Raw genomic sequence first — 13,905 nt, forward strand, 5'->3', positions numbered from 1 at the left:
TGGCCCCGCTTTTGTTGTTAGTTGCTGCTTACGGATGCAGGCTATTCCTCATCCTCGTCTTCGTACTCATCTTCGCCGGCGGCACGGTTCTGGCGGTCGCGGTCAAGCTTCATGCCGATGCCGAGCAGGATCAGGGCGAAGCCGAACACACCGATGCCCACGTTCAGGAACATATTGTCCCGGAAGATGGCCGGCAGCTCGATGCCCGTGATGGGGATGAGCACGCCCGGCGTGGGGCTGGGGGTGACGGTGGGCGTGGGCAGCTCACCGTTGCACAGCGTGCCGCTGTTGTTGTTGGTCAGCGTCTTGGACTGGCCATCCACAGGGTCGATCCACATGATCGAGACCGTGTTGGGCAGGGCGCCGTCCACCGGAGTGCCGAAGGCGATGGTGCTGTTGGCCGGCACCGAGATCGGTCCGCCCGAGGCGCTGCCGCCAACCACCCACCACACGAAGTTGATCGGGCTGGCATTGGCATTGCTGACCTCCCAGCGCAGATCGCCGCCGGAAGCCTCGTTGGGATTGACGATCTGGCCTTGCTGGTCCACACACAGGCCCACGAAGGTTACGCCGTCACCCGTGATGGGCACGAACACCGTCGGGGTCGGCGAGAAGGTCGCCGTGAAGGTGGGCGTGTTGGTCGGCGGCTCGGTGTTGGTGGGCGTCAGGCTGGCGGCCTGGGTGCCGGTCACCGTCAGCGAAGGTGTGAAGGTGGCGGAAGGCGAGGCCGTGCCCGTCGGCGTGAAGGTGCTGGTAAAGGTCGCCGTCGAGGTGAAGGTGGCCGTGTTGGTGGGCGTGAAGGTACTGGTGAAGGTCGCCGTGTTGGTGGGCGTAAAGGTGCTGGTGAAGGTGGCGCTGGGCGTCAGGGTGCCGGTGGGCGTGATGCTGGGCGTCAGCGTAATGGTGGGCGTATCGGTCGGCGTGGGGGTAGCCGTATCGGTGGCCGTGGGGGTCGCGGTAAAGGTCGCCGTGGCGGTTGAAGTGTAGGTGGCCGTGGCGGTGGGGGTGTCGGTTGGCGTGGCCGTAGCCGTGTACGTAGCTGTGGCGGTCGGTGTATCGGTCGGTGTAGCCGTAGCCGTGTATGTAGGCGTGTTCGACGGCGTCAAAGTAGCCGTGAAGGTCGGGGTGTTGGACGGCGTGAAGGTGGCTGTGTATGTAGGCGTGTTGGACGGCGTGAAAGTTGCCGTGAAAGTCGGCGTGTTGGAGGGCGTGAAGGTGGCCGTGTAAGTCGGCGTGTTTGACGGCGTAAAGGTAGCCGTGTAGGTAGGCGTGTTGGACGGCGTCAGGGTGGCCGTGTTAGTGGGCGTGTTTGACGGCGTGAATGTGGCCGTATTGGTGGGCGTGTTAGATGGCGTGAAAGTAGCTGTGGCCGTAGGAGTTCGTGTAGCGGTAGGCGTGGGAGTGGGTGCAGGATAACCAAAACAAAAAGTAATGTGACTAAGCCCGTAGAAGCCACCTGTTGGGTTTGACGGGGCATGCAATCCCGAACCTGAAGTCGCTGCAGGATTGTAGTTGTAAACACTCGAATTAGGCCCACCCTTAACTATTACAGCTTTTATGCCAAGGGTTGCACTCCAATTGAATGTATCACCAGAAATACTGATGGTGACCGTATGCCCATTGCCCAGGCTAAAAGTGCCGCTGGAGGGCGGATCAAATTTTCGGCTTTCCGGGCCAACACCGATATCAGCACAACTAGGATTGAATACAGAGTGAGAACCCTGATCTTCGCAGTCTACAGTTCCTTTTACGCGCCATGTCCAGTTCGAAGATGGAGGAGAAACATTGGCAAAAGTGGTCCAGCCGGTACCACTGTTCTTCGCAGGAACGTTATAGCGGCCAACATGTGAGCCATTGACGTAAACATCTGCCTGCTGAGCGGGCTCGTAGTTGCTGGAGCGATTCTCAACCTGGACTTCGCCAGTTTCCGTAATGCGAAAATTGTATTGGCTGCATTCCCACGCGCGGGCAACAGTCGTTGTCCCTGTTGCCAACAAGCCGACGATAACAACCGCAAACAAGATCTTACGCAGAGTACTCATGTTCACTCACTTGCCAGCTGGTAGCCAAAGCGGGTCTTGTTCAAGATAAGCTCGGGGCGGCTGGGGTCCTTCTCTATTTTTTGGCGCAATAAGTACACGATCCACTTGATGCGTTCGCGGATCTTTTCGTTGTCCTCGCCCCACACCTCACGCGCCAACGTCTCATAGGAGACCGGCTTGGGGTGCTGACGGGCCAGAATTTCTAATACGGCAAACTCACGCGGGGTCAGGTCGATCAACTGCTCACGCAGACTCACCTGGTGCGCCTGCAGATCTACCGAGAGCCCGTGATCAGGGAAGACCAGGACAGAGGCGGGCTTGCCGGCGCCGGAGCGGCGCAGCGCGGCCTCGATGCGGGCGACGACTTCATCGCCAACAAAGGGCTTGGAGACATAGTCATCGGCGCCCTCTTTCAGGCCGCGGACGACATTATCTTTTTGACTTAGGGCCGAGAGGATGATGATGGGCGCGTCGCTGATGGCGCGCAGCTGGCTGAGAGTCTCCCAACCGTCCATCTCGGGCATCATCAGGTCAAGCAACACCACGCTGGGGTTGGCATCCATCCACTTGCGCAGGGCCTGCTTGCCATCTGAGGCGCCAACCACGTTCATGCCGGCGCGGCGCAAGGTGAGCTTGAGCAGGTTTAGAGTGTCTGGGTCGTCCTCAACCACCATCACGACGCGTTGAGAGCCGAGCTCTTGCACGGCGTCTAAATCCAACCCGGTGTTGGTGGTTTGAACAACGTCTTTTTCTTCAGCCAACAGCACAACTACCCACTTCTAAAAATTAGGTCAAGATAAAAAAAGTATGAGCAATAAATCTACTTTTGATTGCACACAATTCAACTGCGAGTCAATCAATTTTCGACTTTTCTCAGCCCAAATCATAACATGCGCTTGCAAAAATGCAAGCACCGAAAACCCCAATTAACAAGCCTGTTAGTTGCAGGAAGCCCAAGGCGGGGATTTCGACCAAAAACTAACTAAATCTACTCTGAAAGCTCAATTAGGGAGCTGCCACCCCCGCCAAAGACTACCCCGGGGTTGTAATCAATTGTAATGACACCGCTACCGCTTACCCGATAACGCCAGGCAATGATTTGCGCGTTGAGGGTCTTGTTGGTGCCTGAGCCAGCCAACGAAATGAGCGAATTTGCGGCATAAATAGTGCCACGCATGTTGGTAACACCATCGCCATCCACTCGCACATCGCTACCATTCTCACGGGCAAGGAATAGGGCCATACCCGCATACGGGCCGCTGGTCTGCGCCGTCAGGTTCACATTGCCGCTGCCGCCGATGTGAACGCCGCGGCTGGCGATGAAGACGGTTACTCCATTACCAGTTACATTCCCCGAGCCATTCACCACGAAGGAGCCACCACCACTGCAAGAGGTGGTACCGGTGATGTAATACAAACCCGGCTGAAAACTCGCGATTGCGTCCGAACCAATACATATACGGTTGTAAAGGCCAGGGTAGATCACTATTGGATTGGGATGCGTGCAGTTAACCCAGTTCAATAGGTCAAGGTTACCGCTGGTCAAGAAAATGTTTCCCGAGCTACCACAGCGAACAGGTGAGGGGGAAGGTGCGGCACTCGGAACTGTGGGATATGGAACTGCCCCCAGTGGGTCAGCCATGTGGGGTACACCCGTCTGAGGTGGGTATGGGGTCACCGCCAGGGTCGGATCGCTCCAGCGCCACATCCATTCAGGCATCCACAAACCTCCAACAATCTGGATGGTGTCGGCTCTGAGGCGGGGAATTCCAGAGCCACAGGTTTGACCTCCATCGACGTAGGCGGCTTGATCATGATCGGAGTTGACGAAAACGCCGCCGCCATTGACGCGAATGCAGCCACTGCCAGACAGATCAACAATGCGCTCCTGAGCATCATTGAGCGCGATCAGGCCATTGCCGCCGCCAATGGGGCCGCCGCCGCTGGTGCAGCGCGCCACCGCGCGGGCGCTGACCTCAGGCGTGCCGGAAAATACGATGCGCCCCAGGCCCATCCCGATCCGGCTGGTGATGGTGACCACCACATATTCATCATCACCAGCGTAGGTGCCACTGGTAGGCGGGGTCTGGATGCTGACCGTTGTAGTTGGGGGCGAGGCAGTGAACCCGTTCTGGCTGGCTGAAGCCACGCCGGCGGATACGGCGTTGCCGGAACTGCACATGGCAAACGCAGCCGCCAGGGCGGCATTGTCGGCGGCGTTTTGAACCGAACGGCGCTGAGTATACAAACGACCGCCGTCGATCGCCAGCCCCATAATGCCAAGCAGGCCAACGAAGACGAGCACCAGCAGAACGATGGCCTGGCCGCTCTCGCTGGCCGCGTGCCGGATGGGGGTTGAACGATGGCCTGTGCGCATAATCTTAAAGACTCCTGCTGCCTAGTATAGCCAGTAGTTGGCGATTCTTGCCCCGTTACTTAATGCCCAGTGTTTATGGCGCGGCGTCAAAGGCTACGAAGGGTGTGCTGAAGCTTTCGATCACCTCAGCCAGGCCAGCGGTGTCCATCAGGCTAAGCGTAGCGCCACCTTCACCCTGCTCCAGCAGCAGGAAGCGGCTGGCATCTACCCACTCGGCCTGCACGGCAAACGGGCTTGCGCCCGCCAGCGAGGCCAGCAAGGTGGTGCTGCTATCGGCCGCGCTGGCCAGCCCCAGGCGTAGCCCGCTATCCATGTACGCATACAGATAACGACTGCTATCCGGCGACCAGGCGAGGAACTGCGCCGCCGGGTCGCTGATCACGGGGGATTCGTTGCTGCCATCACTAAGCGCCACGACCAGCTCGGTCATGCCGCTGCCCGGCTCACCGATCGGGCGCAGATAGGCGATCCGCCCAGCATCCGGCGAAAAGACTACCTCGCCTATGACAAAGAAAGCGGTCTGCACGCTGCCAGCTTCGAAAGCGGGGGTGCCATCCAGCGGGATCCACCACAGGGCCGTCTCGGGCATGCCTTCCGCCAAGCCATCCGCGGGTGGGATCGCCACCATGAGGGAGTTGCTGGCCTGGGACCAGTGGAGCGGCGGGCTGTACAAATATTCGCTGTAGGTGATGACCATCGGGAAAGTGATCAGATCGCGGCGCAGGAAGCTACCATCCGTGTTGATGACACCCACACTGGTAGGCGTGGAGAAGGCCACCTGCAGGCCATCTGGCGAGAAAACGAAAATGCCACCCGCCTGTTCCACCCCAAGCAATGTCGTGATCGAGCCCGAATCTACATTGACCAGGTTGATGTCATTGCGGATGGTCAAACCAACCCCAGGATGCAGCATTTGTGTATTGAACGCCAGGGTGTGAGAGCGCGGCTGAAACTCAAAGCGCAACACAGAAACAATGTTGTCGCCCACAGGCACCGGCTGGGCTGACAAATAAGCAGTATCCACCAGGGCGCGGCTGCTCGTCCCGTCGCTGCTCACCACCCACAGTTCGTTGAGAGTTTCAGGGGCTACAAATTCAACCGCGGGGTCATGCATCGGGTTGGGGACACTGCGAGTGTACGCGATACGGCAGCCGTTGTCTGAGATGGACAGGTCCTGCACATCGCCAAAGGTGGTCAGCTGGGTGCGCATGCCGCCTTGTACCCACAGCCACACATCGCCGTCCTTGACATACGCCACGCTGGTCAGCCCGGCGTTGGCACACGCCGGCTCAGTGGGTGCCTGGGTGGCCACCTCCCCCAAGGTGGGCTCAGCGGTGGGCACCGGCTGGCCGTCCGCCTGCAGGGTGGCGGCCACGCTGGTGGCCACCTGGTCAGCCGTGCTGATGTTGCCCGGCATGCACGCGGCCAGCAGTAGCGTAAAGAGGATGACGAGCAAACGATTGGGCAGGGATCTTGGCATGGCAGCACTCCTGACTATATAAACGGTTCGACATGATTTTAATCGACGCGCGCCGCAACATGCATCTTGACAATTTGAATACTAACAATTAGATTACTAACTATGGGACCGAACCTGCAAGCAGAAGTATGCACCGCGCTGATGCGCATCGGCACCCACATGGCCACCGGCTTCGACCAGCACTTCTCCGAGTTCAAGATCACCCAGGCGCAGTTCCGGCTGTTGCTGGCCGCCTGGACCCAGGGCGGACGCGAGGGCGTGACGCCCTCGGCCCTGGCGGATTACCTGCTGATCGAGCGTTCCAGTGTGTCCGTGCTTAGCCAGGGGCTGGTGGAACGCGGCTGGCTGCAGCGCCTCCCCGGCGAAAACCGTCGCAGCCACCGCCTGGCCCTTACCGCAGCCGGAGGGCGCACGCTGGAGCGCGTGGCCCCGCTGGCGCTGGAACTGGCTGCAGACACGCTGGCCAGCTTCTCGCCAGCCCAGTTAAAAGCCCTGCTCAAGAATCTGGAGCAGATCGAAGCGCGCCTGCGCACTCATCCCAAAAGGCGATCCCCAAGAGCCGTATAAAAGCTATCGAGGTAGACAACCAATGACACAGCCCATTCTGCAAGCCCAGGACCTGCACAAGCGCTACGAAAAAGTGCACGCCGTGCAAGGCATCAGCTTTGATATTCAGGCGGGCGAGATTTTCAGCCTGCTTGGACCCAACGGCGCCGGCAAGACCACCACCATCTCCATGCTGAGCTGCCTGCTGAGCCCCACGCAGGGCGACGCCATCATTGACAGGCACTCCGTGCGCACACAGGCCAACGCCGTCAAAGAAGTCATTGGCGTGGTGCCGCAGGAGATCGCTCTGTATCCGGACTTGACAGCGCGTGAGAACCTGCGCTTCTGGGCCGGCATGTACAACCTCAGCGGGGCGCGCCTGAAGCAGCGCGTGGAGGAGACGCTGGAGATCGCCGGGCTGAGCGACCGCGCCAACGAGAAAGTGGAGACGTACTCCGGCGGCATGAAGCGGCGCATCAATATTGCCGTGGGCCTGCTGCACGAGCCCAAGGTGCTGTTCATGGACGAACCCACCGTGGGCATCGACCCGCAGAGCCGCCGCCGCATCTTGGATACGGTGCTGGAGCTCAACCAGCGCGGTCTGACGGTGCTGTACACCACTCACTATATGGAAGAAGCCGCCGAACTGAGCCGGCGCATCGGCATTGTGGACCACGGCAAGCTGATTGCCCTCGGCACGCAGGACGAGCTGACCAAACTGGTGGGCGAGACGGATGTGGTGCGCATCGGCATCAGCGGCGTGAACGACAGCCAAGCCCTACTGACCGCGCTGTCCAAGCCGGACGGGGTTCACCATGCCGGGCTGGAGGACGATGAGCTGGTGCTGCAAGCCACCAACGCCAACGCGCGCTTGAGCGGGATCATTGGCGCCATCAGCGCCGCCGGCGGGCAGGTCAAGAGCATCAAAGTAGCCGAACCCAATCTGGAAGCGGTCTTCCTGCACCTCACCGGCCGCGCTTTGCGAGACTGAGCATGAAAGCCCTCAAAATTGCGGTCAAAGATACTCTGATACGTTTCCGTGACTGGAAGGCGCTGGCGGGCATGCTGGCCGCGCCGCTGATCATCAGCGCCCTGATCGGCCTTGCTTTTGGCGACCTGGGTGGAGACGAAGCGCCCATCGAGAACATCGCAGTGGTGCTGGTCAACATGGACGAAGGCGAGCTGGGCCAGGCCTACGAGGATGTATTGACCAGCCCCGAGCTAAGCGACCTGATCGCCCTGGAAACGATGCAGGATCCCGAAGCAGCTAAAGCGCGCATTGAAGCCGGCGAGTTGCGCGCCGTGATCGTGGTGCCGGCTGGGTTCAGCGAGACCGTCATCCCTGATGAGCAAGGCAATAGCGGCCAGGCCAGCGTGGAGTTGTACACCGATCCCACCGCTGAGATCAGCCCGGTGATCGTGCACAGTATTGTCGAGCGCATCACCGCCGCGATCAACACCACACTGCTGGCCGGCCAGGTGGCTGGGCAGCAGGCCGCGGGCTACGCCCCATTGCTTGGCCCGGCTATGGGCCAGCTGGGCGCCGCCATTGGCGCCGAGCTGCAAAGCGAAAGCATGAACCTGCGAGAGCCCTTGCTGGAGCTGGATGTGGTCAGCACTGGCGAAACAGGGGAGACCGTGGACCCGTTTGCGTTCTTTATCCCAGGCATGGCCGTGTTCTTCCTGATGTTCAGCATGTTCGAAGGCTCGCGCTCAATCCTGCAAGAGGAGCGCCGCGGCACCTTGCCGCGCTTGATGACCACTCCCACTCCTACCTGGGAGATCATTCTGGGGAAGATGGGTGGCACTTTCCTCACCGGCGTATTGCAATTCTCAATTCTGATGGCTAGCAGCACATTGATCTTTGGCGTGAACTGGGGCAGCTCACTCTTTGGGTTGGCGATCATGGTGCTGCTGACAGTGTTCGCCGCCAGTGGCCTGGGCGCTATGCTGACCGCCTTCTCGCGTAACGAGAACCAGGCAGGCGTAGTGGGCAGCGCAGTTTCGCTGGTGTTCGGCGCCCTGGGCGGCAGCTTTTTCCCCACCGATAGCCTGAGCGGCATCATCAACATCGCCAGCAAGCTCACAGTGAATCGCTGGGCCATGGACGGTTTCTTGACCCTCACCATTAACCGCGGCGGGTTGGCAGATATTCAAACGCCAATCCTGGTACTGACGCTCATCGGCATCGTGACTTTCATTCTGGCCACGCTGGCCTTTCAAAAACGGTTTGTGAAATGAGCCAATTCAAAAAACTCCTCCAGATCGCCTGGTTGTATCTCTACACCACCTACAAAGACCGCAGCACATTGATCTGGGGCCTGGCGTTGCCGCTGATCTTCACAACCGTGCTGGGTGTGGGCATGCAAGGTTTCGCCTCCAGCGATGAACCTCCCACCTGGGAGCTGGCGGTGATCAATCAGGACGCCGGGGATACCGGCGCCCAGCTGATAGCGACACTGGATGCGTACCCCAGCCTGCACGCCTACGCGGCCGCAAGCAATGAAGCCAGTCAGCAGCTGGCAGACGGCGAGATCGCCGCCATGCTGACCTTGCCCGCAGACCTGAGTGAGAGCTTGCTGGCGGGCCAGCATAGCCATCTTCTGTTTCAAACCAACGTATCTGAGCCGCGCGCGGCCCAAGTGGTTGAGCAAGCGGTGCTGGCCGCCCTTTACCATGTGAGCGCCAGCGTGGAGATTGCCAACACCAGCCTGCACGTGGCCGAGCGCTTGGAGCTATTCACCCTCGATGGAGCGCCAAGCGAAGCGGAATACCTGCAAGCAGGCGTGGACGCCGCACGTCAGGCACAAGAGAGCCAACCGATCAGCCTGCAGACGAGCGCAGTCAGCCGTTTGGAGGAGCAAACCAGCATTCCCATCGGTTTCGCCCAAGCCTCGCCCGGCAACATGGTCATTTTCTCGATGTTCTTCATCGTCTATGGCGCCAGCAGCATCTTGCTGGAGCGCGAGCAAGGCACGCTGCGCCGCTTGCTCACCATGCCGGTGAGCAAGCTGGCCATCCTGGGCGGCAAGCTGCTGGGCGTGTTCATTGCCGGCGTGGTGCAGATCAGCCTGCTGGTGATCGTGGGCCAGGTGGCTTTCAATGTTCCCTGGGGGCAATCGCCGGCTGCGCTGGCGGCGATGATCGTGGCTTTTGCTTTCTGCATCACCAGCATGGGCATGCTGCTGGCCGCGCTGGTGCGCACGTACGCCCAGATCGACGCCATGAGCATGATGCTGATCCTGCCGCTGGCTGGCCTGGGCGGCGCCATGTGGCCGATCGAGATCGTGCCGGGCTTTATGCAAAAGATCGCCACCTACCTGCCCACCGGCTGGGCGATGCGCGGCTTTCAGGACATCATCATCCGCGGCTTTGGCCTGGCTGAGGCGCTGCCGGCCGTCGGCGCGTTGACCTTGTTCGGCCTGGTCTTCCTGGCGCTGGGGGTATGGCGATTTAGGTATGAGTAACCTATAAAAAAGCCTGCGGAAATGCAGGCTTTTTTTATTACTTGTCTTCTTCCTCGGGCAGCTTGGGCGTAACCCACAGGAACCAGTACGCAGGCTTGGGGTAGCTCGTCTGCTGGCTGGTTTCCCACAAGAAATCACCCGGCTCCACCAGCGGCTTAAGGATGGCATCCAGCCCGGCCAGCTGCTGGCTGCCTTTAGGTGCCTCGGGCGCCAGCAGCTGCAGCAACACGCGGGCGCGCACCTCGTTCTTGTAATAGCGGGCGTGCTGCTTGGGCTTATCAGCCAACTCAGCCAGGTAGTTCGACCATTGGCGCATGCGGGCGGCAAACTCACGCTCGGCCTTCTTCTCCCAGGCGATGCCCCATTCCTTGCGGGCGTCGGCCAGGGCGGCGGCGTCCTGCGGCCGCTGCTGGCCGGCGGCCTGCAGGCTGGCGGCGGCCAGCAGCAGGTTACCCAGGGTCAGCTGGGGGTCACGGTCCATGGGCCAAAAGACTTCGTCAGACTGCAAATAGGCGTTGAGTTGCTCCAGCCCATCGGTCAGGAAACGTTGGTTATCCATGGTGCAATGATACTCGCTGGATAAAGCAACGATTAGGCGTGCAGTAAATGCAAGTCCATCGTGGAAGACGTGCCAACAGGGATTCCTCGCTGGCGCGGGCTCGGCGATCTGGTCAAACTTTTTTTACCCGCTCGGAATGACACGCGTAACAAAAAACGGCGGGCCAATGGCCCGCCGTTTTGATTCCTTGGTCACACGCTACATGAGCAGCGCGATGGGGCTCTCAATGTAGGCGGCCAGCGCCTGCAGATACTGCGCACCCTCAGCGCCATCGCTGACGCGGTGGTCGATCGACATGGTGACGCGCATGCGGTTACCCACCGCGATCTGGCCATTCTTGACCACCGGTACTTCCTGCGCCGCGCCCACCGCCAAAATGGCGGCTTCAGGCGGGTTGACGATGGCGGTGAAGCTGTGCACATCATACATGCCCAGGTTGCTGATCGAGAAGGTAGAGCCCTCAATATCATCCGGGCTGACCTTGCCCTCACGCACACGGCCAGCCATCTCGCGCACTTCCTGCGAGATCTGGCGCAGCGGCTTGCGATCCGCATCGCGGCAGACGACCACCAACAGGCCGCCTTCCACCGCTACCGCCACACCGATGTTGACCTGGCCCAGCTGCACGATGGCGTCACCATCCAGCTTGGCGTTGAGGTTGGGGTACTGGCGCAGGGTCAGCGCGGCGGCCTTGATGATGAAGTCGTTGACGCTCAGCTTCTCGCCGCTGCCCTCAAGGGCGGCGTTGGCCTGGGCGCGCGCATCCAGCAGACGATCCACGTCGTATTCGTGCGTGACGTAGAAATGCGGCACTTCCTGGCGGGACTGAACCATGCGGCGGCCGATGGCGGCGCGCAGCCGCGAGAGCGGCACGCGCTTGTCGGCCGGGGCTGGGCCGAGGTCGGCCAGTTGCAGGCCGGGCAGGGCCAGACCGCCACCGCCCGCTTTGGCGCCCTCGACATCACGCTTGGTGATGCGCCCCAGCGGGCCAGAGCCGCGCAGGGACTTGAGGTTGACGCCGCGTTCCTGGGCAATCTTGCGCGCCAAGGGCGAAGCGCGCACACCGTCCGGCAGGCGTCCATCGCCATCGGCGGGCTGCTCTGCTTTGGCGGGCGCGGGGGTAGCAGATTTGGCGGCTGGCTTTTCGGCGGCTGGCTCCTGTTTGGCAGGCTTCTCTTCCGCTTTGGCCGGCTTGTCCGCTGCCTTGGCGGCGGCCGGCGCGGCGGCGGCTTCGTAGGTTTCGCCTTCGGCGCCGACGGCGGCGATGGGGTTGTTTACGGGGACCGGCGTGCCTTCAGTCACCAGATGCTTGAGCACCACGCCGCTGTATTGCGATTCAACTTCAACCGTGGCCTTGTCGGTCTCGATCTCGGCCAGCAGTTCGCCTTTTTCTACTTTCTCGCCTTCTTTTTTGACCCAGCGCAACAGGGTGCCTTCGGCCATGTCAAAGCCGAGTTTGGGCATGGTTACGATGTCTGCCATTACAGCACCTCTTTCACCGCCGCCACCACATCATCCACCTGGGGTAGCGCAAACTGCTCCAGGGCGGCGTTGTACGGCAGCGGCACTTCCTTCTGCGCCACACGCTTGATGGGCGCATCGGCGTAGTCGAAGGCGGCCTCGTAGAGGCGGGTGGCGACTTCAGCGCCTACGCCGTAGCTAGGCCAACCTTCTTCCACAATGACGGCGCGGTTGGTCTTTTTGAACGAAGCCAGCGCGGGCCCCATGTCGAGCGGGCGCAGCGAGCGCAGGTCAACGATCTCCACCTCAATGCCCTCTTGCGAGAGCTGCTCGGCGGCGGCCATGGAAAGCTGTAAGCCCTTACAGTAGGTCACGATGGTGACCGCGTCACCTTCGCGCTGCACTTTGGATACGCCGATGGGCGTGGTGTAGTCACCTTCGGGCACTTCGCCACGTATCTGGTACATGGCGGCGTGCTCAATGAACAGCACGGGGTCATTATCGCGGATAGCGGCTTTCAGCAGGCCCTTGGCGTCTGCCGGCGTGCCGGGCGAGACGACCTTGAGGCCGGGGAAGTGTGCAAAGACAGCGTCCGGCGTCTGCGAGTGGGTGGCGCCCAGCTGGCGCCCGCCGCCGCCCGCAGTGCGGATGACCAAGGGAACGCTCATCTGCCCACCAAACATAGTGTGCATCTTGGGCGCTTCATTGACGATGTGGTCCATCGCCACGAAGGCAAAGTTGATCGTCATGATCTCGGATACCGGGCGCAAGCCCACCATGGCGGCGCCGATGCCGGCGCCGACGATGGCTGATTCGGCAATAGGCGTGTCCTTCACACGCTTCTCGCCAAAGTGGTCAAGGAAACCCTTGGTGACTGCATAGGTGCCGCCCCACACACCCACTTCCTGCCCCATGATGAACACCTTGGGGTCTCGCTCCATCTCTTCCCATAGGGCATCGGAGATGGCCTGGCGCATAGTGATGATAGCCATGCTTACTCCTTACTCGCGTACATGTAGTCGTAGAGGGTGTCGAAGCCCGGATCGGGGCTGGCCTCTGCGAATTCAATGGCTTCGTTGACTTCGGCTTCCACGGCTTCTTCGATCTTATCCAGGTCAGCCTTGGTAGCGATCTTCTCGCCCACAATGTAGCGGTGGTAGATGCCGATCGGGTCGCTCTTCTCCCACTTGGTGACTTCGTCTTTCTCACGGTAGCGCTGCGGGTCACCCATAGAGTGGCCTTGGAAGCGGTAGGTCATGACTTCAAGGAAGTATGGCCCCTTGCCGCTGCGAATGTGATCCAGCGCAGCGCCAACGACCTCGCGCACTTTCATGATGTCCATGCCGTCTTCCAGGCGAGAGTGCGGGATGCCGTAGCCCTCGGCCTTCATGTGGATCTGCTCCACGGCAGAAGCGCGGTCCACCGCAGTGCCCATGCCGTATTGGTTGTTCTCGCACAGCCACAGCACAGGCAGGTTCCATACCTTGGAGAGGTTTACGCCTTCATGGAAGAAGCCGATGTTGGTGGCGCCATCGCCGAACATACAGATGGTCACGCCGTCGCGGCCCTCGTACTGGTCACCCAGAGCCATGCCGGCCGCGATGGGCAGGTGGGCGCCTACGATGGCGTGGCCGCCCCAGAAGTTCTTCTCCACGTCAGCCATGTGCATCGAACCGCCGCGGCCCTTGGAGACGCCGGTCTCTTTGCCCAGCAGCTCGGCGATCACGGCCTTGGCCGAGATGCCCACATTGAGCGCCACACCGTGGTCGCGGTAGGCGGTGATGATGCGGTCTTGCGGCTGACGCACGGAGACGATGCCAGTGCTCACGGCCTCTTGCCCAATGTACAGGTGCAAAAAGCCGCCGATCTTGCCAGCCTGGTACAGCTCTGCCGAGCGCTCTTCAACCCGGCGGATGAGTACCATCTGGCGGTACAACTCCAGGTGGTCTTTCTTTTTTAAAGCCATGTGGGTG

14 protein-coding genes are annotated in these 13,905 nt (G+C 60.7%); 6 read left to right on the forward strand and 8 right to left on the reverse strand.

Annotation, left to right across the window (positions count from 1 at the left end):
- Window positions 1-41: 41 nt before the first annotated feature.
- Window positions 42-1,106: a hypothetical protein gene (locus KIT08_04330; GenBank protein ID UYN90470.1), complete on the reverse strand. Its 1,065-nt coding sequence runs from the start codon at window positions 1,104-1,106 to the stop codon at window positions 42-44.
- Between KIT08_04330 and KIT08_04335 the strand changes: the two genes are divergently transcribed.
- Together KIT08_04335 and KIT08_04340 are read left to right on the forward strand one after the other, a co-directional pair.
- Window positions 1,090-1,227, forward strand: coding sequence for a hypothetical protein (locus KIT08_04335; protein UYN90471.1), 138 nt, complete (start codon window positions 1,090-1,092; stop codon window positions 1,225-1,227). The genes KIT08_04330 and KIT08_04335 overlap by 17 nt on opposite strands.
- 42 nt (window positions 1,228-1,269) lie before the next feature.
- Window positions 1,270-1,416 carry a hypothetical protein gene (locus KIT08_04340; GenBank protein UYN90472.1) on the forward strand — a complete coding sequence of 49 codons (147 nt, stop codon included), beginning with the start codon at window positions 1,270-1,272 and terminating at the stop codon, window positions 1,414-1,416.
- Between the two features lie 628 nt (window positions 1,417-2,044).
- On the opposite strand, the gene KIT08_04345 is transcribed toward KIT08_04340, so the two are convergent.
- The 3 genes from KIT08_04345 to KIT08_04355 all read right to left on the reverse strand — a co-directional run bounded on the left by KIT08_04345 (window position 2,045) and on the right by KIT08_04355 (window position 5,899).
- Window positions 2,045-2,803, reverse strand: coding sequence for a response regulator transcription factor (locus KIT08_04345; GenBank protein ID UYN90473.1), 759 nt, complete (start codon window positions 2,801-2,803; stop codon window positions 2,045-2,047).
- 227 nt (window positions 2,804-3,030) lie between these two features.
- Complete coding sequence (locus KIT08_04350) at window positions 3,031-4,419, reverse strand: hypothetical protein (GenBank protein ID UYN90474.1); 1,389 nt, start codon at window positions 4,417-4,419, stop codon at window positions 3,031-3,033.
- A 73-nt stretch (window positions 4,420-4,492) separates the two neighbouring features.
- Window positions 4,493-5,899 carry a hypothetical protein gene (locus KIT08_04355; protein ID UYN90475.1) on the reverse strand — a complete coding sequence of 469 codons (1,407 nt, stop codon included), beginning with the start codon at window positions 5,897-5,899 and terminating at the stop codon, window positions 4,493-4,495.
- A gap of 102 nt (window positions 5,900-6,001) precedes the next feature.
- Here KIT08_04355 and KIT08_04360 point away from each other — a divergent pair, with 102 nt between their 5' ends.
- Genes KIT08_04360 through KIT08_04375 form a run of 4 tightly spaced genes read left to right on the forward strand, consistent with a single transcriptional unit; the run spans window position 6,002 to window position 9,912 of the window.
- The gene (locus tag KIT08_04360) at window positions 6,002-6,466 is read left to right on the forward strand and encodes a MarR family transcriptional regulator (protein UYN90476.1); all 465 of its coding nucleotides are present in this window, start codon (window positions 6,002-6,004) and stop codon (window positions 6,464-6,466) included.
- A 22-nt stretch (window positions 6,467-6,488) separates the two neighbouring features.
- The gene (locus KIT08_04365; protein ID UYN90477.1) at window positions 6,489-7,436 is read left to right on the forward strand and encodes an ABC transporter ATP-binding protein; all 948 of its coding nucleotides are present in this window, start codon (window positions 6,489-6,491) and stop codon (window positions 7,434-7,436) included.
- 2 nt (window positions 7,437-7,438) lie between these two features.
- Window positions 7,439-8,686 carry an ABC transporter permease gene (locus tag KIT08_04370; protein UYN90478.1) on the forward strand — a complete coding sequence of 416 codons (1,248 nt, stop codon included), beginning with the start codon at window positions 7,439-7,441 and terminating at the stop codon, window positions 8,684-8,686.
- Entirely contained in the window at window positions 8,683-9,912 is a 1,230-nt protein-coding gene (locus tag KIT08_04375) for an ABC transporter permease (protein ID UYN90479.1), read from the forward strand. Before KIT08_04370 ends, KIT08_04375 begins: the two co-directional genes overlap by 4 nt.
- A gap of 37 nt (window positions 9,913-9,949) precedes the next feature.
- Here the strand turns inward: KIT08_04375 and KIT08_04380 are convergent, their stop codons facing one another.
- From KIT08_04380 to pdhA, 4 genes are all read right to left on the reverse strand, one after another.
- Window positions 9,950-10,471 carry a hypothetical protein gene (locus KIT08_04380; protein UYN90480.1) on the reverse strand — a complete coding sequence of 174 codons (522 nt, stop codon included), beginning with the start codon at window positions 10,469-10,471 and terminating at the stop codon, window positions 9,950-9,952.
- A gap of 198 nt (window positions 10,472-10,669) precedes the next feature.
- Entirely contained in the window at window positions 10,670-11,953 is a 1,284-nt protein-coding gene (locus tag KIT08_04385) for a 2-oxo acid dehydrogenase subunit E2 (GenBank protein ID UYN90481.1), read from the reverse strand.
- The gene (locus tag KIT08_04390; GenBank protein ID UYN90482.1) at window positions 11,953-12,924 is read right to left on the reverse strand and encodes an alpha-ketoacid dehydrogenase subunit beta; all 972 of its coding nucleotides are present in this window, start codon (window positions 12,922-12,924) and stop codon (window positions 11,953-11,955) included. Before KIT08_04390 ends, KIT08_04385 begins: the two co-directional genes overlap by 1 nt.
- A gap of 2 nt (window positions 12,925-12,926) precedes the next feature.
- Window positions 12,927-13,898 carry a pyruvate dehydrogenase (acetyl-transferring) E1 component subunit alpha gene (gene pdhA, locus KIT08_04395; GenBank protein ID UYN90483.1) on the reverse strand — a complete coding sequence of 324 codons (972 nt, stop codon included), beginning with the start codon at window positions 13,896-13,898 and terminating at the stop codon, window positions 12,927-12,929.
- Window positions 13,899-13,905: the final 7 nt, after the last annotated feature.

The sequence above is a fragment of the Anaerolineales bacterium genome (assembly GCA_025808555.1).
In the GTDB taxonomy this organism is placed as follows: Bacteria; Chloroflexota; Anaerolineae; order Anaerolineales; family UBA11579; genus JAMCZK01.

Coding starts and splice junctions, on each gene's coding strand:
- KIT08_04370 (UYN90478.1), top strand. CDS start 7,439: ATGAAAGCCCTCAAAATTGCGGTCAAAGATACTCTGATACGTTTCCGT.
- KIT08_04375 (UYN90479.1), top strand. CDS start 8,683: ATGAGCCAATTCAAAAAACTCCTCCAGATCGCCTGGTTGTATCTCTAC.
- pdhA (UYN90483.1), bottom strand. CDS start 13,898: ATGGCTTTAAAAAAGAAAGACCACCTGGAGTTGTACCGCCAGATGGTA.
- KIT08_04360 (UYN90476.1), top strand. CDS start 6,002: ATGGGACCGAACCTGCAAGCAGAAGTATGCACCGCGCTGATGCGCATC.
- KIT08_04350 (UYN90474.1), bottom strand. CDS start 4,419: ATGCGCACAGGCCATCGTTCAACCCCCATCCGGCACGCGGCCAGCGAG.
- KIT08_04390 (UYN90482.1), bottom strand. CDS start 12,924: ATGGCTATCATCACTATGCGCCAGGCCATCTCCGATGCCCTATGGGAA.
- KIT08_04380 (UYN90480.1), bottom strand. CDS start 10,471: ATGGATAACCAACGTTTCCTGACCGATGGGCTGGAGCAACTCAACGCC.
- KIT08_04365 (UYN90477.1), top strand. CDS start 6,489: ATGACACAGCCCATTCTGCAAGCCCAGGACCTGCACAAGCGCTACGAA.
- KIT08_04385 (UYN90481.1), bottom strand. CDS start 11,953: ATGGCAGACATCGTAACCATGCCCAAACTCGGCTTTGACATGGCCGAA.
- KIT08_04355 (UYN90475.1), bottom strand. CDS start 5,899: ATGCCAAGATCCCTGCCCAATCGTTTGCTCGTCATCCTCTTTACGCTA.